Origin of the sequence: Acidithrix ferrooxidans (assembly GCF_000949295.1) — a bacterium.
In the GTDB taxonomy this organism is placed as follows: Bacteria; Actinomycetota; Acidimicrobiia; order Acidimicrobiales; family Acidimicrobiaceae; genus Acidithrix; species Acidithrix ferrooxidans.
Map to the genome: position 1 here is coordinate 15320 of NZ_JXYS01000083.1, position 21155 is coordinate 36474.

At 47.6% G+C, this 21155-nt stretch carries 18 protein-coding genes; 10 read left to right on the plus strand and 8 right to left on the minus strand.

Annotation, left to right across the window (positions count from 1 at the left end; all coding sequences use genetic code 11):
* Nucleotides 1-4: 4 nt before the first annotated feature.
* Nucleotides 5-253, minus strand: coding sequence for a hypothetical protein (locus AXFE_RS13060; protein ID WP_052606405.1), 249 nt, complete (start codon nucleotides 251-253; stop codon nucleotides 5-7).
* Here AXFE_RS13060 and AXFE_RS13065 point away from each other — a divergent pair.
* The gene (locus tag AXFE_RS13065) at nucleotides 237-1622 is read left to right on the plus strand and encodes an MFS transporter (protein ID WP_052606406.1); all 1386 of its coding nucleotides are present in this window, start codon (nucleotides 237-239) and stop codon (nucleotides 1620-1622) included. The two genes, AXFE_RS13060 and AXFE_RS13065, sit on opposite strands and share 17 nt — an antisense overlap.
* A gap of 1362 nt (nucleotides 1623-2984) precedes the next feature.
* On the opposite strand, the gene AXFE_RS13070 is transcribed toward AXFE_RS13065, so the two are convergent.
* The 3 genes from AXFE_RS13070 to AXFE_RS13080 form a co-directional block, all read right to left on the minus strand.
* A complete protein-coding gene (locus AXFE_RS13070; protein ID WP_052606407.1) occupies nucleotides 2985-4694 on the minus strand; it encodes a methyl-accepting chemotaxis protein in 1710 nt (569 codons plus the stop codon).
* Nucleotides 4695-5485: 791 nt separating this feature from the next.
* Nucleotides 5486-6673, minus strand: coding sequence for a M20 metallopeptidase family protein (locus tag AXFE_RS13075; protein WP_052606408.1), 1188 nt, complete (start codon nucleotides 6671-6673; stop codon nucleotides 5486-5488).
* A gap of 276 nt (nucleotides 6674-6949) precedes the next feature.
* On the minus strand, nucleotides 6950-7648 hold the full coding sequence (locus tag AXFE_RS13080; RefSeq protein ID WP_052606409.1) for a GNAT family N-acetyltransferase: 699 nt from the start codon (nucleotides 7646-7648) through the stop codon (nucleotides 6950-6952).
* Between the two features lie 951 nt (nucleotides 7649-8599).
* Here AXFE_RS13080 and ffh point away from each other — a divergent pair.
* From ffh to AXFE_RS13120, 8 genes are all read left to right on the plus strand, one after another.
* Nucleotides 8600-9946: a signal recognition particle protein gene (ffh, locus tag AXFE_RS13085; RefSeq protein ID WP_052606410.1), complete on the plus strand. Its 1347-nt coding sequence runs from the start codon at nucleotides 8600-8602 to the stop codon at nucleotides 9944-9946.
* A 127-nt stretch (nucleotides 9947-10073) separates the two neighbouring features.
* Entirely contained in the window at nucleotides 10074-10376 is a 303-nt protein-coding gene (gene rpsP / locus AXFE_RS13090; RefSeq protein ID WP_052606411.1) for a 30S ribosomal protein S16, read from the plus strand.
* Nucleotides 10376-10702 (plus strand): KH domain-containing protein, encoded by a 327-nt coding sequence (locus AXFE_RS13095; RefSeq protein ID WP_052606412.1) that lies wholly within the window; start codon nucleotides 10376-10378, stop codon nucleotides 10700-10702. Before rpsP ends, AXFE_RS13095 begins: the two co-directional genes overlap by 1 nt.
* A 252-nt stretch (nucleotides 10703-10954) precedes the next feature.
* Nucleotides 10955-11470, plus strand: coding sequence for a ribosome maturation factor RimM (gene rimM / locus AXFE_RS13100; RefSeq protein ID WP_052606413.1), 516 nt, complete (start codon nucleotides 10955-10957; stop codon nucleotides 11468-11470).
* A gap of 110 nt (nucleotides 11471-11580) precedes the next feature.
* Nucleotides 11581-12255 carry a tRNA (guanosine(37)-N1)-methyltransferase TrmD gene (trmD, locus tag AXFE_RS13105; RefSeq protein ID WP_052606429.1) on the plus strand — a complete coding sequence of 225 codons (675 nt, stop codon included), beginning with the start codon at nucleotides 11581-11583 and terminating at the stop codon, nucleotides 12253-12255.
* A 110-nt stretch (nucleotides 12256-12365) separates the two neighbouring features.
* Complete coding sequence (gene rplS, locus AXFE_RS13110) at nucleotides 12366-12710, plus strand: 50S ribosomal protein L19 (protein ID WP_052606414.1); 345 nt, start codon at nucleotides 12366-12368, stop codon at nucleotides 12708-12710.
* 175 nt (nucleotides 12711-12885) lie between these two features.
* Nucleotides 12886-13185: a DUF2469 family protein gene (locus tag AXFE_RS13115; RefSeq protein WP_052606415.1), complete on the plus strand. Its 300-nt coding sequence runs from the start codon at nucleotides 12886-12888 to the stop codon at nucleotides 13183-13185.
* A 72-nt stretch (nucleotides 13186-13257) separates the two neighbouring features.
* Nucleotides 13258-14385, plus strand: coding sequence for a trans-sulfuration enzyme family protein (locus AXFE_RS13120; RefSeq protein ID WP_052606416.1), 1128 nt, complete (start codon nucleotides 13258-13260; stop codon nucleotides 14383-14385).
* A gap of 1115 nt (nucleotides 14386-15500) precedes the next feature.
* Here AXFE_RS13120 and AXFE_RS13125 read toward each other — a convergent pair.
* Complete coding sequence (locus tag AXFE_RS13125; RefSeq protein ID WP_052606417.1) at nucleotides 15501-16199, minus strand: AIM24 family protein; 699 nt, start codon at nucleotides 16197-16199, stop codon at nucleotides 15501-15503.
* Between the two features lie 289 nt (nucleotides 16200-16488).
* On the opposite strand from AXFE_RS13125, the gene AXFE_RS13135 reads away from it, so the two are divergent.
* Nucleotides 16489-17262 carry an enoyl-CoA hydratase/isomerase family protein gene (locus tag AXFE_RS13135; protein WP_052606419.1) on the plus strand — a complete coding sequence of 258 codons (774 nt, stop codon included), beginning with the start codon at nucleotides 16489-16491 and terminating at the stop codon, nucleotides 17260-17262.
* A 138-nt stretch (nucleotides 17263-17400) separates the two neighbouring features.
* On the opposite strand, the gene AXFE_RS13140 is transcribed toward AXFE_RS13135, so the two are convergent.
* The 3 genes from AXFE_RS13140 to AXFE_RS13150 all read right to left on the minus strand — a co-directional run bounded on the left by AXFE_RS13140 (nucleotide 17401) and on the right by AXFE_RS13150 (nucleotide 20927).
* A complete protein-coding gene (locus AXFE_RS13140; protein WP_052606420.1) occupies nucleotides 17401-18570 on the minus strand; it encodes an acyl-CoA dehydrogenase family protein in 1170 nt (389 codons plus the stop codon).
* A 162-nt stretch (nucleotides 18571-18732) separates the two neighbouring features.
* Nucleotides 18733-20043, minus strand: coding sequence for a hypothetical protein (locus AXFE_RS13145; RefSeq protein WP_160291860.1), 1311 nt, complete (start codon nucleotides 20041-20043; stop codon nucleotides 18733-18735).
* A 68-nt stretch (nucleotides 20044-20111) separates the two neighbouring features.
* Entirely contained in the window at nucleotides 20112-20927 is an 816-nt protein-coding gene (locus AXFE_RS13150) for a hypothetical protein (protein WP_052606422.1), read from the minus strand.
* Nucleotides 20928-21155: the final 228 nt, after the last annotated feature.

Genomic DNA, 21155 nt, shown 5'->3' on the forward strand with positions numbered 1-21155 from the left:
GGCCTTAGCGTGGTATTTTGTGCGAGAGCCCGAGAGCCCGAGAGCCCGAGAGCCCGAGAGCCCGAGAGCCCGAGAGCCCGAGAGCCCGAGAGCCCGAGAGCCCGAGAGCCCGAGAGCCCGAGAGCCCGAGAGCCCGAGAGGCTTTCAGGCCGTAGTCGATTTGTTGTCCAGACCTAAAGGAGCGATTCTTGGCATCAAATGGTACGTCGCTAAATGATTTAAGTAGATCCCGGCGGATGGCTATTTTGGCCATCTGCTCGATGAGCCTTTTTATTGTAGGCATTGACAATACGATAATAAATGTGGCTCTTCCATCCATTGGCAGGGACTTAGGTGCTAGCGTCTCTGGCCTTCAATGGACCGTAGATGCCTACACGCTCGTTTTGGCGAGCCTTTTGATGCTTTCTGGTTCTACCGGCGATCGACTTGGGAGGCGCAAGACGTTTCAAGTTGGGTTGATAGTTTTTTCCCTCGGGTCTCTTCTTTGTAGCCTCGCCCCAAATTTAGTGTTTTTGGAGGCGTTTAGAATGCTCCAGGCGATTGGCGGCTCGATGTTGAATCCTGTTGCACTCTCGATAATTACTAACACTTTTACCGATCCTAAAGAGCGTGCACAAGCAATTGGTATCTGGGGTGCGGTTATTGGCGTATCCATGGCTCTGGGCCCAATACTTGGTGGAACCTTAGTTGATTCGGTGGGATGGCGTTCCATCTTTTGGATCAATGTTCCAATCGGGATTGCCGCCTTTATATTGGCGGGTAGGTTTATTCCAGAGTCGCGTGCCGACCGCGCACGTAAGTTGGACCCAGTAGGACAGATCTTGATACTGGTGTTTTTAGCTTCTGCGATTTTTGGAATTATTGAGGGACCTACTTCCGGATGGGGCTCTGTGAAGATTGTAAGCACATTTGTCATTGCGGGTGTGAGCCTTATCTCGCTGCTGATCTATGAGCCGCGAAGGAATGAGCCATTGATAGATCTGCGATATTTCAGAAGCATTCCGTTTTCCGGGGCTACTGTTGTTGCGGTTGCAGCCTTTGGCTCGCTAGGTGGTTTTTTATTCATGAATACTCTCTATCTTCAAAATGTGCGGGGGCTATCTCCGCTTTCAGCAGGAATTGATACCCTTCCAATGGCTGTGATGACCATCTTTGCAGCTCCGCTATCGGGGCGTATAGTAGGCAGCGTCGGGCCGAGGATACCATTGCTGATCGGAGGCTTGGGCATTGGCCTGAGTAGTCTTGCTTTGACTACTCTTACTGCGACCACTCCATTTTCTTGGCTTTTTGGTGCTTATTTACTCTTTGGACTTGGTTTTGGTTTAGTTAATGCACCTATCACCAATGCCGCTGTATCTGGAATGCCGCGTCAACAGGCAGGTGTTGCCGCTGCTGTGGCGTCGACGAGCCGCCAGATCGGTCAGTCTCTAGGTGTTGCTATTGTGGGTGCTATGTTATCGGTTGCGATGGGCGGGAAGCTCACCGGTAATTTGGCAAGGGCTAGCCATTCGAGCTGGTGGCTCTTGGTGGCCTTTGGCGTTTGCATCTTTTGCATGGGTTTGATTATGACATCGAGAGTTGCTAAATCAAGCGTGGAGCGTGTCGCTTCTATTTTTCCTTGACAAGTGATTAATCTAATATAGGCGCAGAATTTTTACCGTTTATTTGGGTTAGAAGATCGAAATTTGAGACCTTTCAACTCTTATAGTTGACGAGAATTGTCGGACCTTTCGCCCTTTGATTTAATTATCGTTAAGTTGTGTGTTCCTATTGGAAATAAAGCTCATTACTTGGTTTTTTAGTCCATTGGGTGCCTTGGTTACTGGTGATTTCTTTTCGGCTCTCCTAACCTTCATGTGGTTTGAGAGGCTTCCAATTGATTGATCCGATACTAACGTGAGCTTTATATCCATAATGTGGATTTTGGAAAACTCCTGAAGTCCTAGGAGATAAAAGAATCCCTAAGAGGGATGTTCGGTAGTGGATTATCTAATGACGAGATGGTCGAATTATTGGCCTTGGGCATGTTTCTGAATTGGCTTCAGAAGTAGCTAGCCTTGTGACATTGTCAAAAGCCAATTCCAACCCGAACGGACGCAATTATGGCTGCTAGCGAACCCCTTAACTTGAAAAGAGTGTCTCCAATGGAAGGTTTGAGGGCCTAAATAATAAAATTAGCTCCATCATTGCTAGAAGCTGTAGTTTTCATTCGGCAAATCAACCCTTGGCTTGGTAGTGATTTCATACGGTCTTATTGACCTAAAGTTCCCCTACGATAGGGTTGTTTTATTCAAATCTATTCAAGGGAGCCTTCTTTTTATTATTTGATTGGGGATCCATTCTTGGCCTTGGGCACGCTCGGGCAAATTCGCTATAGCCAGGTAGTGACCCTTATTTTTTATTTCGGTGCGACGGCAGACTGCTTTCGTAATGGCGATATTTAAGTATTTTCTCCAGTCTGTTTACATTTAAGTGCTAGTGAGGAAACTAGTGAGGAAATCTTATGAAAGGTGATTGGTCGATACTTGGTGGGATTGGGGTTTGATGCATATGAATTTGGATTGGACGTTTTTAGTGTGTTCTAGATTTTCAGATACGCTCATACTGTATTGCTTATATGTTGTGGGTATTGCGCAAGATCGTGCCAATGAGATGTTGTGTTTCTAATTCAAATATATTTAGGAGCGTTTCAGTATCATTAGACGGGGCCCCTTTGGGAAGGTGGGAGATCGATAGCCTTGGGGCGTTGATTGGCGCTACGAATCGAAGGCTGTTACAGAAGTTGGATCTCGTTTTGCAGGGCACCAATTGGGAATTTGATCAAACGATATCGATGGCAGTGCTGTTGGAGGATTAGTTCTGAAAACAGGATATGGGTCTTGAAATAGGGGATTTAGCGGTTCAGAGGTGTTTTAGCTGTTCATCCCAAGGGCCCTCGGGACCCTTGGGACTAATTTTTTGGGTCAATATGGTCTGTTTGGAACCTATCGCATTACCCCTGATTTGTTACTTGAGCTTCCCTTATCTTCACCTGGCGAAAATCGTGCTCGCTGAGCTTTTTTCTTTGGTGTTTCGCGAATCACTGGAGCGCTGGAGGAGCTTCCACCTAACTTGAATCTTCCAACTAATTGGATGAGGCTGTCTGAGAATCTCGATAGCTCCTGGGCCGCCTCTTTGGTCGCTGAGGCATTGGATGTGTTGGATCGTGCTATGTCTACGACTTCTTCGAGGCGAATAGCAATTTGTCCGGATCCGTCTGCCGCGATTGAGACCGATCTCCCAATCTCCTGAGTGGTGGCTGATTGTTCCTCGACCGCGGATGCAATAGAGGTCTGCAGGTCGTTTATCTTTGAGATGACTCCAGCGATGGCATCGATTGCTTCAATAGCTTGATCGGTATCGCCCTGCATCTCAGAGATCCGGTTAGCGATCTTGTGCGTTGCTTCGGACGTCTCTTTAGCAAGGTCTTTGACCTCTGAGGCGACAACTGCGAAGCCTTTACCTGCTTCACCGGCACGTGCTGCTTCAATTGCTGCGTTCAATGCTAGGAGGTTGGTCTGTTCGGCAATTGCATTTATGACCTTTACCACCTCGTCGACCTTAGCTGAGCTTTCGCTTAGTTTGGACATGGTTTCGACAGCTATCTCAGCAGTTCCGACGGCAGTTCCAGCCACTCGAGCTGCTTCGGCAGCACCTCTGGCTATTTCATCGATCGAAGTTCGTAGTTCTTCGGTGCTAGCGGCGACTTGGGTCACATTGGTTGAGACGTTTTCAGCAGCTCGGCTGACATTATTGGTTCGTTCCAGCGTCCCATCGACTGAGGTGGCTAGCTCCTCTGATGTTTTGGTTAGCTTTACCGACGAATTTGCTAACGTTGCAGAGGTGGTCGACATCTCAGAGATTGCTCCCTTTACCTTAGCTATAAAGGTATTTAGTGAGGTTGAGAGTCTGCCTATCTCGTCTTTGGATTGGTAGCCAGCGCTAATGGTCAAATCTCCGGTGGCTGCCCTGTCCAGCGACTCGACGAGACTATTGAGTGGAACCGTAATTGATTTAGCGGTTTTGCGTGAGATAAAGATTGCAGCCACCAGGGCGACAAGGAGTAGTGCAACCAGGGTCTCTTCGAGGTTAGTAGCTGACGTTGTGGCATTCTTTGATGTTGTGTTGATTGCCAGTCCGTAGTACTTGCTGATTGTAGCCAGTGGGGTAATGACACTCCCAATAGCTAGATTCGCAACCATGAGGCCTGCTTTTTTGCTATTTGCTACTGTGTGGGAAGCCAAGAGCGCATTGATCTGATTTGACATGGAGACATAGACACCAAGGTTGGCAGTCGCTTGGTTTGTGAGCTTTCGCATATTGGCGTTCATTGGTGTGCTTGAGAAAGCTTTATTTAGTGCAGCATACTCCCCTACGGTAGCCTTGAAAGTGGCTAGATCGCCACTGGGCGAGGCGTTGGAGGCATAATCGTAAGCGACTGAGTTTTCTGCGAGGGCAACTGCGGTCGCAAGCTGCCCAAGAGTTAAACTATCTCCTCCGCTTGTCACCATAGCCGACAGTTTGGTGATCGATGATGAACCAGAGGCGGTGGCACTAATTGCGAATCCTCCGCTCAAAACGAAAAGCAAGGCGAGAACTACTGATCCTATGGCCAGACGTTGACTAACCTTCAATTCTTGAAACTTTATTGACATGGACCAACCCCTATTTTTGTTCATCCCTGAATTGTCCGATCAAAAGGCTCCGAGGGGCCTCCAATAGCCCGCCGGATCCACCCGATCGTGTTTTCCTAATTGCTTTCAAACCATCACCTTTGTCCTCTAGGGATCCTTAGGTTAGATCTGATTGCCACTAGTTCGAAAGTAACCTTCTAACTTGTGTATAAAGCATCTCGACTCCATTTAGTGCCAACTTTAGGATTGAAATGGGATGTTCGCTTCGCACTTTGAATGATTGCAGAAATCCCAATTGATCCATGGAGTTGTCTGGAGATCACGGGAAATGATGGAGTCAATTTGGGTTGATCTTTGGATAAGTGGGTCTTGGGGCCATTGTCGGTGATGAAACCGTCAGGGATGGGGAATTGGTTTACGCTTGGTAATTTGCGTGATCACTCATTGATAATTCAAAGTTGGCAATCTTAGCCTCAATCAAGAAAAGCGGCTTTGGCTGGTCGTTTAGTCGTGTTTTGGTTAGGGTCTATCCCGTTTGGAGACTAATGGAATTGGATATCTATATTATGTATCATAAATTTGAAATTGTATCTATAAAAGCGAAAGATGTACCAGCGGGCAAGGCGATCCATCACAACTTTGATTTGTATGTGCGTACTTTGAGCTTCCGGTAACGCGTATCTTTATGGACTAAGCGACGATGTACTTACGCAAAAAGTGGCCACTCCCATTGAGTTGGAAGAAGCCACTAATAAACAGTATATGACGGTTGGTAATGAAAATCGGCCAAAGGGCCAAAGTGCTTGGTTTGGCTAGAGTGCCATAGCGGCGTAAAGGGCTGCTCCTATGGCCATTGCATCTTCGTCGATGATCATTTTGTTTGAGTGATTCGGAGCCGGCATTGCCACACCAGGAGGGGCTGCTCCTAAAAAGGCCATGGCACCTGGAAGGTTTTGAAGAACAAATGACCAATCTTCTGCTCCCATGACTGGTGTTGGCATTATTACCAGGGAATTTTGACCAAGTAGCTCTCGTGTTATTTCGGCAGTTCTTTGGGTTTCAACCTCGTTGTTTATCGTTACCGGGTAACTCCCGTGATGGAGGTGCAAGAGGGCTTCACATCCGTGTGCTTTGGCGATATTGATCACGACTCTTTCGATCAGTTCGATCGCACTTAGCCTCGTGTTTTCAGAGACCGCTCTCAGCGTCCCAAGAGCGGTTGCCTTCTCGGGTATTACGTTAGAGGTGGTTCCAGCTTCTATCTTGGATACCGTCAGAACTGCGGGATCGAATGCCGGAATGCGGCGAGTAACCATGGACTGAAGAGCTAAGACGATCTCGCACATCACAGGAATTGGGTCAACTGCATCCGAAGGCATTGATGCGTGGCCGCCTTTTCCAATCACCTCTATCGAGAATTCATCCGCAGATGCCATCAGGGTACCTGATTTTATTGCGATAATCCCTTTAGGAATCACTGGCGTTATGTGGATTGCGAAGGCTCGATCGATAGTGCCAAAGTCGTTGATGAGCCCCTCTTCAATCATCACAGCCGCTCCACCGTAGCCTTCCTCTCCTGGTTGGAACATTAGAACCGCTCGTCCTCGTAACTCACTTTTTCGAAGGGCCAATATCTTTGCGGCTCCACAAAGCATTGCGACGTGTGCGTCATGGCCACAGGCGTGCATTCTATTGGGAATTTTAGAGGCATAGCCAAGGCCCGTATCCTCAGGCATGGGTAATGCATCCATATCTGCCCGTAGTAGGGTAGATGGTCCTGGCTGATCACCTTTTAGGATTGCAATAATTGAAGAACTATTTTTGCCAAGGGTAATATCGAAGCCAAGGTTCTCGAGATACTTCAAGATTAATTGCTGAGTTTCTGGCAGATGGAGTCCAAGTTCCGGATTGGAATGAATCGTTCGTCGGAGATCTATCATCTCCGTCGCGATGGACTTAGCGTCCTCTAGAATTCCGGTATTTGTTATTATTGACTCCATAATTTGCCTTTTAGTATCGTAATTATTGTAGTGATCGCTTCGGGGCACCTAATGCGACCTTTAGAATTTGGTTTCGGTATTCACCACTTCCAGGTTGGCCATAGCAGCCAATCAATAATATCTCTAAGCGAGGCGGCATCGGGGGTCAAATTTGATTTTGATTGCAGCCCTTGGAGCCACAATAACTCTCACGAGTCGATGTGGCTAATTTGACGCTTCAAATCAAAGGGCGAATCATGAAGGATAAATTGATTTGCACTTCGCCCTAAACATTAACTAAACGGCCCTCAGGCCGATTATCCTCCACCCTAAATCATTGAATCCAACGGCTCTTGCGACGGCTGATGATGCGAGGTTTAGAGGGGAATGCAGATAGGTGGGAACGTATCCATCGTCGATAATTTTGCGTGCGCATTGGGATACCAATGCCTTGGCTAAACCGCGACCTTGTGCTCTTTCTTCGGTTACTACTGAGATCTCACGGCCATAGTTTCCGTGGTGCTTGACCCCTACGCCAGCGATATAGTCTCCATCCTCGTCAAGGGCTAAAAGGACTTCACTCTTAAAAGGTTTCAGCCAGGTGGGAACTATCGGATCGAGATAGTCGAACCATCTCCCAGACGATGGAAATTCAATTGGAGAGTAGGTGAACCTAAAGATACCGCTAAAGTAAGTAATGTCACCAAGCTCAAGGTATTCGGGCAGGTGCTTTATGGCATCAGGGGCACCGTGTCTTTCAACAGCAATATTGAGCGCATCTTTGAACCTCTCGAGTTGGGAAGGGGGTACTGACAGCACTCCGGCCCCATTACCTTGAACTACTCCAACGTATTTAGCGACGGTCCCATCCCAACCTGGTAATGCTCTCATGGGCGAGCCTATCACCTCTATCCCTTCAGCCGAAGGTGGCCAAGCACCTAGAAATTCTTGAAGATGTGCGGTCAGACGGGCGATGCCTTGTGCCTGGGAGATCAAAATATTAGCCTTTCATACCACTTTGGGGGATATGGGTGTATCACTGTAAGTTAACAATTTCAAGGGCTATTAAAATTTCGAAGAGCCTGAACAATTTTGGATGGTCATGCCAAAGTTCTAAAAGATCTTGTTATGGTTGGTAAAGTTGAAAACGTGGCTCTGCTCCAAGCAAGATAGCTACTGAGTTCGAGATTTGTGCCTTTATCTCTACATATAGGCCCAGGATCCAATGGCACACTCAAGATCTAAAGACAGAATCATATTGAGCGCTGTTTTGATTGGATATTTTTTGGGGCTGAGATGGTTTTAAATCGCTACTTCAGCTGGATGTATCCTCTCTTTAGCCGTGCCCTTTTCTGTCTTTATCTTCCTTTGTCCTCGGTTGGCCTGGCCCGGTGCTAATTTGGTACCATTGGTCGACGAATTGTTTCCCAAAAGGTTTATCTAGACACCTTTGAGATGTTCCTGCGTTGGGGTCGGTAGAACCATTTTGTCATATAGCTGCAAAGGTCAACGGTGCTAATTGTAGATATGGTCTATTTGAGGTATCCGAGCTAGAAATCTAGAAATGAGGTCGTCTATGGCTGTCGAATCGTGCCGAGCCATTGCAAACTTAGTTTGACCTCACTGCTCTATGGCACTTGAAAAAGGTCAAGGAACTTCCTCCGCCAAGGACTTTTACTTAGGAAATGTTGATAGTACCTTTGAGCCTTTTCCACTCAATTTTTTCAACTGGGCCTATGTGGCCCGCGACGATGATGAAATCGACCAAATCGGCATTTTTTGCAGTGCTTCAAATGTGAATTGAGTGCTTTTGGGTTAGCGAGACTGTTTTGGGGGTTATAGAAATCGAGCATTAAAAGGTAGCGTGACTAAATACCATTTATGCTGATTAGGTGATTTGATCGACTGCCATGGCTGTCGAGCTAGGTATCAGGGAGATCTTAGAAGATGTTTGATAATCTTTCCGAGCGTCTCGAGGGCGTAGTAACGAAGATGCGGCGCAAAGGCCGCCTTTCGGTTGTGGACATTGAAGCGGCACTCAAAGAGATTCGTTTAGCGCTTCTAGAGGCGGACGTCAACTTGGAGGTGGTTCGCAAGTTTACAAGTCGTATTCGCGAGGCTGCGGTCTCAGAGGCGACGTCCCGAGCACTTACTCCGGCACAGCAGATTGTGAAGTTGGTGAATGAGGAGCTGAAGGCGACTCTTGGTGGTGATGCCTTTAGACTCACCTTCGCATCGTCGCCTCCAACGGTAATTATGTTGGTCGGACTTCAGGGTTCTGGTAAGACCACTGCTGCTGCTAAGTTGGCACTTCATCTGCGCCGCCAAGGTAGACATCCACTTTTAGTGGGTGCGGACCTTGCTCGCCCTGCCGCTGTTGAGCAATTGCGAATCTTGTCCGAGAGCGCCAAGGTGGACTTTTTTTCTGAGACAACTTCACCCATTGAGGTGGCACGTGCGGGTCTAAACCGAGCTAAGTCCCTGGGCCGAGATATCCTGATAGTTGACACTGCTGGCCGCTTAGCGGTCGATGCAGATTTGATGGCTGAAATGGTGGCAATCGAAGACGCCGTCTCTCCGGATTATGTCTTTTTGGTGATCGATGCTATGACTGGTCAGGATGCGCTAAATACGGCAAACGCCTTTGCCGAGGCGGTAAATCTCTCGGGTACCATTTTGACCAAGTTAGATGGTGACGCTCGAGGTGGAGCTGCACTATCTGTAGTTGAAGTTACTGGTAAGAAGATCGCTTTTTCTTCTATAGGCGAGAAGCTGGAAGATTTCGACAGCTTTTATCCAGATCGGATGGCAAATCGAATCCTAGGTATGGGCGACGTCCTAACCCTTATCGAAAAGGCCGAACGAAATCTGGATAAAGATGTAGCCGAGCGCGGTGCTAAAAAGATTCAGGCGGGCAAGTTCGATCTTGAAGACTTTATGGAACAGATGCAGCAAGTCAAGAAGATGGGCCCTCTGAAGGGAATCATCTCTATGTTGCCGGGTATTCCAAAGGAGATCAAGGATGCTGATATCGACGAGGGCGAACTGACCAAGATTGAGGCGATCATTTCGTCGATGACCCGTCAAGAGCGACGTGACCCCGGCCTAATTGATGCAAGCCGGCGCAATCGAATTGCCAAAGGATCTGGAAGTACCCCTACTGCGGTCTCCAATTTGTTGAAGCAGTTCAGAGATATGCAAAAGATGATGCGACAGATGGGCCTCGGCGGACCGAGTCCAACGAAAAAAAATATTGCCTCAAAGGGTGCCAAAAAGAGGCGCGCAAAGAGATAAAGAGATAAAGTGCACCAAAGTGTGCCGAAGGACTCTAGAATTTAGAGGCTGTAATTAGTCGACACTTCCAATTGCTCGAGGACAAAATTTCTCTCTCGTGTGTGTCGAATATTTTTTAGGAGATTTTGTGTCTGTAAAACTACGTCTAGTCCGTATGGGAAAAAAGAAGCGCCCAACTTACCGTGTAATTGCTGCCGATGCGAGGTCTCCTCGTGATGGTCGTTTCATCGAAGTGTTGGGTACTTACAATCCCGTTACCAAAGTCGTAGTCGAGGCTGATGGCACCGGTCCTAGCTCACCAGCAGATATAAAGATCGACTCTGAGAAGGCTCTCAAGTGGCTCCGACAAGGTGCCCAGCCTACCGAGCGCGTTCGCAAGCTTCTTGAAATTAGTGGAACTTGGGATCAGTTCAAGGGCGGTTCTAACTAGTGGTTGACTATGATTCAAGCTCGGAGTCGAATGAGACTATCCAGGCGGGCGAGGGTGATGGAGCCACTACAGGAGCTCCCACTGCTTTACGCGTTTTAGATTATCTTGGCGCTTCCCTCACTCAAAGGAGCGATCGTGTTTCGGTTAGCGAGACGATCGAAGGGAGCGGAAAAGTTAAATTGACCCTCCACGTGGATAAGTCTGATATGGGACGCGTGATTGGTCGCCATGGTAAGATCGCCGGAGCAATAAGAGCAGTCGTTCGTGCCGCCGCTGCCAAAGACGGCTGTGACGCCTTTATAGAGATTGTTGAAGCGAGTAATTAGCTAGTCTTTGTTGGTCAAACAATGTAGCTAAGAGTTTTAATCAGCTAAGTGATTATATAGTGATTATAAAGTGATTATATATAGCCCGGTCGTTTCCTTACGGCCGGGCTATATATCTCTGGGAGCATGCTTGATTTTCATGGCGCCATGCATGCTCAACGAGAAAATTAATACTAAGGCCTTATTGTCTTATGGGTAGGAACGAGAAGTTGGTTATTCGTTGCTAGCCGTCGAGCTAGGTCTACGTCGAATGTGAAGGAGTTCAAAATTACTGATGACCTTTTAGAAATAGGTAGAATTCATCGCCCTCATGGGATAAAAGGTGAGGTTTCGGTATCGTTTGTCTCCAATCGGAAAGAACGTAGGCAAGTCGGTGCGCGACTCTTCGTTGGCGGACAATGGTTAATCGTGGCGTCGTCAAAGGTTCATCATGACCGTATCTTGATCGGCTTTGAGGGTTATAGCGACCGAAATCGCGCCGAATTGCTTTCGGGGATGATGATTTACGGAGAGCCCATCGAAGACGATGAAGCGCTGTGGATTCACAAGTTGATTGGATCTAGCGTCTTAGACCAAGATGGCATAGATCGGGGTGTGGTGATTGAAGTTATCGAGAACCCCGCCAGCGATCTGCTCTCTCTTGCCAGCGGAGCGCTTGTGCCACTTGTATTTGTAAGTCGATTTGACGCTGCTTCATCAAAGATTTACATAGAGGCGCCAGAGGGGCTATTTGTGGATTACCCGTCTAGTTCTGAGCCCCAAGGTTGAACTAGGTTTTCATTGCTTTTGGAAATGTTGGACTCTAATTATCTGGTTTAGGCCAAAGATGGTTGTGGTCCAACAGATCGATCGTCGAGAGTGAATTAGAAGGAGCACGTTTGAAGGTAGTGGTATTTTCGATCTTTCCCAAAGTCATCGAGGACTATTGTTCAGTTTCGATCCTTGGTAGAGCTCAAGACTCTGGTGCGCTAGAGCTTTCATGTATAGATATTCGTAACTTTACCCATGATCGTCATAGGAGCGTTGACGATCTCCCATATGGCGGGGGAGCGGGAATGGTTATGCGACCGGAGCCGATCTTTGAGGCAATAGAAGAGATTAAACCTCCTAGGCCCCTATTTTTGATGGCTCCATGGGGAAGGCCGTTAGATCAAAGTTTTGCTCGTGAACTCAGCGAATTGGAAGGTTTCTCCTTGCTTTGTGGCCGCTATGAAGGGGTCGATGCTCGGGTTGAAGAGCATTTGGTGGATGGGGCGATCTCTTTGGGAAATTTTGTTTTGGCAGGGGGTGAAGTTGCAGCCATGGCAACCATCGAGGCTGCCGCGCGACTTCTTCCAAACGTCCTTGGAAACCATGAGTCTCTCTACGAAGAGAGCTTTTGTAATAATCAAGTTGAATATCCGCAATACACACGTCCGGAGCATTTTCGAGACCTTTCGGTTCCAGAGGTGCTCTTGGGAGGTAACCACGCCGAGGTTGCTAGGTGGCGCAAGGAGAGCGCTTTAGAGCGCACTCGGTCAAAGAGGCCGGATCTTCTGCCCCATCTCGACTAGGATGTTTACTCTGTGTCGTTCACCGCATCATCGCTTGGTGGTGTTTTGGCGGTATAAAGTTTTTCGAGCGATTATGATTGATTGTCGCTAATTTAGTCAGGAGAGACGTAGTGAAGCCGACCGATTTAATCGATGTTGATAGCCTAAAGGCTGATAGGCCCAAATTTTCCCAAGGGGATACGGTCAAGGTACACGTGCGAGTTGTAGAGGGAAGCCGCGAGCGTGTTCAGGTCTTTCAAGGTGTTGTTATCTCCAAAAGAGGCGGAAGCGTCCATGAGACCTTCACGGTTCGTAAGGTAAGTTTCGGCGTGGGTGTCGAGAGGACTTTTCCTCTTCACTCTCCAATTATTGCTAAGATTGAGTTGGTTTCGAGAGGTGACGTTCGTCGCGCTAAGCTCTTTTACCTTCGTGATCGAATTGGTAAGGCTGCCAAGATCAAAGAGAAGCGCGATTAATATCCCTTGGGAGATATTGATGCTCCTAAAGGAAGACTCCTTTATTTCAAACGTCCAACTCGATGGCGCTATGGCGCTCAGTTGTGTTGGCGAGTCTCGATTGTCTTTTCATGAATTTTTGGAATGACACTAGGATCGCTAGTGAGCCAATCCGATCTGACATTGAGGAAGAGATATGAGTGCTGAGGAACTAGAAAAGTTTGAGTCTGAAGTAGAGCTAGCTCTGTACCAAGAGTACAGAGCTGTTTTGCCTATGTTTAAATATGTTGTAGAGACAGACAGACGGTTTTACCTAGCAAATGAAGTCTCGATTCTTCCGGTCGTATCTGGTTCGGCAATGCATATCGAGGTCAAATTGAAAGACGCTTGGGTGTGGGATATGTATAGGCCGGTTCGTTTCGTCGAGTCCGTTTCGGTAATTAGTTTTAAAGATGTCAATGTGGAAGAGCTTCCCAAGAAAGAGGCGATTCATTGAGGTCCGTTGCTTGACTTGTCGCCATTAAGCTCTTAGTCATAATTGCCATATGACGACTGATTCGGGGCTTTAATGGAACAGGCAAAGAACACCAAGAGCGTTCATTTGGGGCGCCCACAGCAATATCCCGGATCTCCCCTAAATGTCTCTCCCGTATTTTCAAGCACCTATATAGCTGGGGGAGAGCGAATCTACTCACGCTCTTCTCAAGAGGCCGTAGAGGCCCTTGAAGAGGTGGTAGGGGGATTAGAAGAGGGTAAGGCAGTCGCGTTTGCTTCCGGGCTGGCGGCCTGTAGCGGCGTCATCGATTCGCTTAGCTTTTTATTTCATCGCCCAATCAGCGTGCTTGCGTTGCTCGGCTCCTACACGGGAACTATTAATCAGTTCGAGGCCAGATTTCGATCAGGCCAGATTCTCTATAAGGGCGTTGACGCTTCCTCAACCAAGAGCTTCTGCGATGCTATTGAAGCTAGTAGTGGCGTTGATATTGTATGGATGGAGACGCCCACTAATCCTTTGATGTCGATCTATGACATTGAGGCCATCGCCTCTAGTACTCATTTAGTTGGCGGGCGCCTGTGTGTCGATAACACCTTTGCGACACCGATCTCCACAAATCCTCTTGAGTTAGGGGCGGACGTTGTGGTGCATTCCGCGACTAAATATCTCTCTGGCCATTCAGATGTCCTAGGTGGCGTGGTTGTCACCAAAGATCGAGAGTGGCACGGATCCTTGGTCACCCTTCGGACCCTAAATGGGGCAATCCTTGGCCCAATGGAGGCGTTTTTAATTTTAAGGGGAGTCCGGACCCTAGGTCTGCGGATAGAGAGAGCTTCGGGCAATTCTCTATCGTTGGCCAGCTTTTTGGCCGCTCAAAGCCAGGTCATATCGGTGAACCACCCATTTCTGGGCGACGAATCGTCAATTGAGATCGCTAAGAGACAGATGCGATTTGGTGGTGGCATGTTCTCGTTTGACTTGGGTCCCAACCCATATAGGGCTGAGTTGTTTTGTGAGAGTTTAGAGATCGCTCTTAATTCCACGAGCTTGGGAGGGGTGGAGACTCAAGTGGAAAGACGAGCTAGACAAGATGGGAAACGAGTGAGCGAAGGATTGATTAGAGTAAGCGTCGGAATTGAATCTATTGATGATTTGATCGGTGATTTTCGTCGTGGCCTTGGTCGTGCCTTTGCTTTTTAGTCTTTTTGCGCTTCCGCCCCTTTGACCTATTTGAAGTGGCTATCTTTTGCGAAAGCGCCCGTTTGAGACAACTTTCGTGCCAGTGACGACGCTGTGTGGGATCAAAGTCGGGAACGACTACAAAGTGGCCGATGCCATGGCCAATCTCATAGCTACATGCGGGACAAAGGTAGATTTTGGACGCTTGAAAAGGCTGAACTTTGCGACACTGTGAGAGTTGATTTGTTGATGGATCAACTATCCTTCCGATCGGTCCGATGTTGCGTTCGAGCACTGAGGGAGGCCTTTCCTCTTTTGCCTAAGGTTCCTTAAGACAACTTCAACAGTCTAGGTCCAAGGGGGTTGAATTAAACGTTTTCTAGCTTCATCTCAGATTGCAACGTGTGGTTTTGGAGATTGCAACGTGTGGTTTTGGATTTGAGGAGGCGGCCGGTTGTTCTTGTTGTCGATAGTTGCCTTTGCGTGTGGTTTGGAGCTATCTAGGCAGATATCGAGGATTTAGATACCCACTTTAAAAAGTTCGCTTCTTGGATTTCGCTTTGTAATCTCGGATTTGTTTTAAATTACCATTTAGGCAGGGATGGACTACGGACAAGCAATGGTATCCACATCTCAAACAGATAGATAGCGCTTGCATGATTGAATCGCGAGTCCATGATATCTGCTGTTCCTTGATGAGATAAAAGGGGTGGTGACGGTCGATGATTTGGTATTTGAGGCAGAAAGCCAAATAATTTCGCATGTGTTTTGTTTGGAGTCTGCGTTAAGTCGAGGTGGTCACAACTCTTCGGTCCCGGTAGCTTCCTTGTTCTAGCTTCTAAATGAGAAGGTCGTGTTTTGGCCTTGGCGACGCTGGCGATTTAGAAATTCTTTAGCTTTATTGACGACTTGGTGTACCAGTGATCTATTTACTGCAAATATAAAAATACTGGTTGTTCTTTGAAACGTCCCAAGAAAAGCCCCGGCTTTTCTTGGGACGTTGCCCCCAAGGTGGATCGATTCCGCTCGTAGCTAAGCAAGGCCCCTCACGCCCAGCAATGGTGTAATTTCCAAGGTAGTTTTTTAGCGTACGGTTCGACTTCTTTTATTAGGGTTTTATTAGGGGTTATTGTCATTTACGACTGAGGCGGAGCTATATAGGGTTGCAGCGAATGGGCCAAGATTGGAAGTGGCATGGACTGTAACCAGATTTTGCCGGGTCCAGTCAGTGCTACTAGATGGTATCCGTCGCCACCGAAGAAGATGTTGGAGAGTCCTTGGATGGTTGTCATCTGGAAGGCGACTGTATCTTGAAACATCCCCACATGGCCAGGATGGACTAGCAGACTCTGTCCGGGTTGGAGGTCGTATGTGATTGTCTCCCCAGATAGCTCGATCCAAGCGGTACCGCTGCCCTCAAGACGTTGCAACACAAAGCCATCTCGCCCGTAGAGGCCCGCCCTAAAAGATTGTTGAAGGCCGATGGTCGGAGTGATTCCGGGTGTGGCGCAGAGCCAGCCATGTCGATGTACTAAGTATCCTGCCCCTTGGGTAATCTCGACTGGAAAGATATGGCCCGGCATTTTGGCCGCAAAGGCGACGCTTCCTGGGCCATTGGCGGCACTATATTTGGTTACAAAGAGGGATCCACCTCCGGCCACCCTCTTTATACCAGCAAGAAGTCCTTTTCCTCCTCCGCCTAGCCCGGATGTAGTGTTCATTGTCATGTTGGGAGTCATCCAGGAGAGCTCGCCGTGTGTTGAGATTATCGATTCGCCGGAATCAAGCCACATCTCGAGAACGGGCATCGTGGTTCCCTTTATTTCGCTTCGCATATAAGTGCTTTCCCTCCAAAAATTAGCTCACAAGGTCGATCACTAGTTCGGCCAACTTAAATCTAACAAAGTAATTTGTCGTTTTTGAGAATGAATGATATTTTTCTAGCTTCATCTCGGAAACGGCAGTTGATGGATTTATATCGCGTTGGTAATTAACTTTGGCGGTGACTGGGCGAGGTTTGAGGAAGGATTGATTTCCGGGTCTATTTGGGTGCGGGGGATAATTGGGTCTCATTTGATTAATTTTTAAGCCCTCGACGGTTCCTTGTGTTATCCTTTGTGGGTTATGGAAACTATTTTGACAAGCCGAGACAATGAAGGTGTGGTTGAGCTGATTCTCAACCGCCCTGAGAAGAAGAACGCGATCAACAATCAAATGTGGATGGAATTGCGTAAGACTCTTGTCGCCCTAGAATCAGATGTTACAGCCAAAGTCCTGGTGATAACAGGTGCGGGCGGTGCCTTTTGTTCCGGTGCTGATCTCTCTGGCGGCGAGCTCGTCGGTGGTGATGGAATGGCCCGAATGAGGGAGATTAACGATGTCGCCCTCATGCTACATCGTTTTTCTAAGCCCACTATCGCTAAAGTTACTGGAATAGCTGCGGGTGCGGGGTGCAATATGGCCCTCGGCTGCGACTTGATAGTAGCCTCCCCTCAAGCTCGCTTCTCGGAGATCTTTGTGAAGCGGGGGCTCTCGATTGATTTCGGCGGGTCTTTTTTGCTTCCTCGACTTATAGGACTGCATAAGGCGAAGGAGTTGGCCTTTTTCGGTGATATCCTGAGTGCCCAAGAGGCGTTTTCAATGGGGCTGTTGAACCAATTGATCGACGAAGACGAAATCGATTCTTTCGTTCGTGATTGGGCCCTTCGGCTGGCTCAGGGACCTCCTATTGCGCTCTCTTTGATCAAATCACTTTTGAACGATTCATTCGACTCAACCATGGTCGGCGCCCTTGATTCCGAGGCTAAATCCCAGGCCATTAATTTCAAAAGTTTAGATACCAAGGAAGCTATCACGGCTTTCGTTGAAAAGCGTTCGCCGAAATTTCAAGGTAGATAGTTACGCCAAGCTGGTTTTTTAATTAGCCCTTTTTCGATAGTATAAAAAGTTAACAAGGCTAATTGATTGCTCATGCTCTGATGGAAGTCGGATCGTTAATCATAGGCATGTTTGAGATATTTCTCTGGATTGGTAGTACTATCTTCGGTTTTTATTTCGGTAGTCCCGATTGATCGACTTTGCAATTACCGTCTTTAATATCTCGTTTGTTCCTTCTCCTATGGCTAATAAAGGGGCGTCGCGATAGAGTCTCTCTACTTCAAAGTCCGTGGAGTATCCATATCCACCGTGGATACGCATCGATTCGAGTGAGGTCGATAAAGCGAGTTCTGAGGCGAATAGCTTTGCCATTGCTGGTGGTTGGTCGAGTCGAAGGTCCCGATCGACTGCTTCGCTCGCCCAGTAGGTAAGTAATCTTCCGGCCTGAATGTTCATGGCCATTTCGGCGAGCTTAGCCCCAATAAGTTGGAAATCGGAGATGGGTGAGCCAAAGGCGCTTCTGTCGTTTGAGTATTTGAGGGCCTCGTCATAAGCGCGTTGTGAAAGACCAATTCCGCGCGCCGCAACATTTATACGCCCAAGTTGTAACGCCCAAAGCGCTTGGCTCAGACCATGGCCAGTATTTTCACCTAGCAGTTGAGAGTCGCTTACAAAGAGATCTTCAATTGCAATTTCACAGGTTTCAGGGCCAATGTATCCCAGCTTGTCGATGTCTCTGACTATTGAGAATCCCTTGGCTGGTGTCTCTATGAGAAATATAGACATCCCGAGGTGCCTAGGTGTCGCTTTGGGGTCGGTCTTTACGAGGATTGGTAGGGGATTTGCGTGGCGCGCATTCGTTATCCACATCTTGGAGCCATTAATTATGTAGCCTCCGTCGACTTTTACCGCAGTTGTATTGATCGCTTGGAGGTCGGAGCCTGCATTCGCTTCGCTGAGTCCGATTCCTGTCCTTTTTTCACCGCTGGCTAGCTTGGGTAGGTATCTCTCTTTTTGCTTAGGCGTTCCAAATTTGGAGATCATTGCGCTCGATAGGCTATGGGTCCCTAGCACCCCAGCTAGTCCCATCCATCCACGTGAAAGTTCCTCAAAGACGATAGCCATCGACACACAGTCAAGGCCAAGTCCGCCATAGCTTTGGGGGATAGTCATTCCAAAGAGGCCTATCTCGGCCATCTCCAGAACGAGATCTTCAGGATATGTTCTACTCTGCTCAAGTTTTCGAGCGTTCGGAATTACCTTTTTGTCTACGAACGCTTTAACTCGAGAGCGAAAGAGAAGTTGAGATTCATTTAGATCGAAGTCCATCTAATGACTCTAGATTACCGGAGCTCTCGAATTTAATTTGTAGATCGATTTTGTCTAAATGATCTTTTTCAAGCAGTGCAACTCTAACTCTGGGATCAGATTGGGGTCATCTTCGAGTATCGAGATGACCTGCTTTTTAGCTCTTGATAAAGACGTGAGATTTTATGCAGCGACGGTGCGACGCAGCAAAGCTTGAATGACATTGTGCTCTCCATGGAAGTTCGATATGAGTATTTGGCGCAACTGTAGTCGGATCGATTCAGAGTAGTCACACTCTTCGAGAATGCTAATGGTCAACTCTTCAATCTCATCGGTTAGTTTAGGATGTCGACACAGTAATCCAGTTAAAGTAAATTTCACATGTAAGCTCGTTTTGTATTTATTGCGAGCAATTAATTCAGCAAAGAGAGCGATATTGCTCGGATGGCTATGGGAAAATTCATTAATAGCTACGTCGGTTTGGGGCACATTTGTGTTTCTTAATTGATGTCGAATTGATTCTGGAATTTGTTCATTTGAGAGAAAAGATACCCATGCATAGTTCGGTTGGTTCTCTATCGCATCAGCCATTTCTTCAGGTATGTAATAAAAAGGGGAGTGGCTATTTGTAGTCGATATCCTTCGCACTGAGGAATCGCGATCGTCAATGATTTTTGTAAATATTGGTAGAGGTAGAGCCGAGTTTTGGGCTAGACGGTACCGTACCACGTAATCCTCCTCCTCTAGCAATTGGAGCATTGTAGGATGTGGGGTGCGCGGGTTCAAGGCGATCGCGGATCTCACAGAGGCTAATGGATCGGTGGCGAGTTTGACAATGACCTCATTTTTTGCAAAGACCGATCTCCCTAAGGCATACCTAACTCTCCAGTCAGCATCTTCGGCGAGCTTAAATTGAAGTTGAAGTTCCGCGCCGGGGTTGTTTGCGATCGTTATTTTGGTGTCGGCTGTTTCGGTAGCAATAATCGCTTCTAGAATCTCGCCGGGAACAGAGGGGTTTTTTGCCAGTCGCCGTTCGGCTGAACCCTTGTCACGTTTGAAAATTCTCTCTAGATACTTTTTAGGAGTGGCTGGATTTTCAGCTAAAAAGCCACGCAGTTCGGGTGTTGATTCGAGATAAAGTTCCACTAGCGTTTCAGGTGGCGTGTTTGGGTTGCCAGCAACGGCTACTCGTACCGCGCGATGAGGTGATTGTGCCAGGAAATTGAGCGTTTCGACGGTGTTGTAACGACTGGACGCTATTTCGCAAAGGTATTTAGCATTATTGATCCGAGCTAGTGCTTCTAGGTCTATCTCCTTCTTTTTTCTGGTGGATTCCAGCGCAGCCCGTCCTTGAGAGAACGTGGTGAGGAATTCATACACTCGGTTATCGGGAGGTATATCAGCATTGATTGAAAGTACTTCTTTTACTTCGTTTGGGGTAAAGCCAGCATCTAAGCAACGATTGATGACGTCATTAGTTGAATGGGCTTGCATTCGACACCGATAGTGGTGCTCTCGGGAGAGGTTAAGGTCGCAATCGGTGTCCCAGAGTTCGTAGCATTTCATAGTTTGTCGGTATCCACAACATTAGCTTTAAATTTCCGAGAGAGATTCGGCCCTTGGCTGTACCTTAAATGGCTCATCGAGCGTCTCTGTGGTTGATCGGGTTCGTCGTCTTGGCGTTGGGATCTTGCGTATTGTTTCGATTGACGATTGGCGATCGAAGTTTCGATTGATATGTTTGAGTTTGAAAAGCGCATAGTTCGCAGTGATCGAAGCTCGTGAAGCTTGAAGAGTTCGATGTCAGCCGTTTCCGGGATTATGTTTGATCCGACAGCTCCATTTCTTGCTCGATTCAGCGGTGCTATCTGGGAGCGGCTTTGAAAATCTATAATCTCAGTGAGTAGTGGTGGACCCGAGGCCAAGTTGAGATCGTCTTTAGGCGGTGCTTTTTGTGGGAAGGGGAGTATCTTGGCTGTGGTGGGCTCGCTCGCAAAGGCTAAAAGATCGACTGCGCCTTTGATATCTGGAGCATGTCTCTCTAGTGAATTCTTGGCGATTTGGGTCTCTAGGTATACGAGATGCTGTGCCGTTTCCGTGGTCTGCGAATCATAGGCGGCCTTCTCTTTAATTAAGTCACTATTGGTGATGTGCTGATCTTTAGTGGAATGAAGTGCATTCTCTAGGTTCTTGCATTTTACCATTTCATTACCCGTTCCTGTAAAGATGATTTTAACGCCTAGTTGAATATCGTCACTAAGAGTGGTTTTCTTTAGTGTGACTACCACTGGACGGCCATTAATGACCACAGACAATATTTCTTCCGGTAGGGCGCGAATTATTCCATCAGGTATTAGGTCATCTTCTGATTTGGTCATTGCCTCCGATTTAACATCGCACGACCGGGAGTTTATAACGCGTTGGCCTGGATAAATGAACGGTGAATGTCATTGCACCTAGGCTTGGCAAAGCAATTGGTCATTTGTTCGGCAAGGGTTCGGGGACTTCAAATTGGTATTGGGAACGTCGGCCAAATCACCATTAGCTAACCATTTCGGTATTTTCCCTTGTGGGAGAGTTGTATTTCTATACTGACTTGCCGGGGG

Bases quoted from the DNA above. Each gene is read 5' to 3' on its own strand.
- AXFE_RS13065 (WP_052606406.1), top strand. From the start codon at position 237: ATGGCTATTTTGGCCATCTGCTCGATGAGCCTTTTTATTGTAGGCATT.
- AXFE_RS13060 (WP_052606405.1), bottom strand. From the start codon at position 253: ATGGCCAAAATAGCCATCCGCCGGGATCTACTTAAATCATTTAGCGAC.
- AXFE_RS13070 (WP_052606407.1), bottom strand. From the start codon at position 4,694: ATGTCAATAAAGTTTCAAGAATTGAAGGTTAGTCAACGTCTGGCCATA.
- AXFE_RS13075 (WP_052606408.1), bottom strand. From the start codon at position 6,673: ATGGAGTCAATAATAACAAATACCGGAATTCTAGAGGACGCTAAGTCC.
- ffh (WP_052606410.1), top strand. From the start codon at position 8,600: ATGTTTGATAATCTTTCCGAGCGTCTCGAGGGCGTAGTAACGAAGATG.
- AXFE_RS13115 (WP_052606415.1), top strand. From the start codon at position 12,886: ATGAGTGCTGAGGAACTAGAAAAGTTTGAGTCTGAAGTAGAGCTAGCT.
- AXFE_RS13120 (WP_052606416.1), top strand. From the start codon at position 13,258: ATGGAACAGGCAAAGAACACCAAGAGCGTTCATTTGGGGCGCCCACAG.
- AXFE_RS13125 (WP_052606417.1), bottom strand. From the start codon at position 16,199: ATGCGAAGCGAAATAAAGGGAACCACGATGCCCGTTCTCGAGATGTGG.
- AXFE_RS13135 (WP_052606419.1), top strand. From the start codon at position 16,489: ATGGAAACTATTTTGACAAGCCGAGACAATGAAGGTGTGGTTGAGCTG.
- AXFE_RS13140 (WP_052606420.1), bottom strand. From the start codon at position 18,570: ATGGACTTCGATCTAAATGAATCTCAACTTCTCTTTCGCTCTCGAGTT.
- AXFE_RS13145 (WP_160291860.1), bottom strand. From the start codon at position 20,043: ATGCAAGCCCATTCAACTAATGACGTCATCAATCGTTGCTTAGATGCT.
- AXFE_RS13150 (WP_052606422.1), bottom strand. From the start codon at position 20,927: ATGACCAAATCAGAAGATGACCTAATACCTGATGGAATAATTCGCGCC.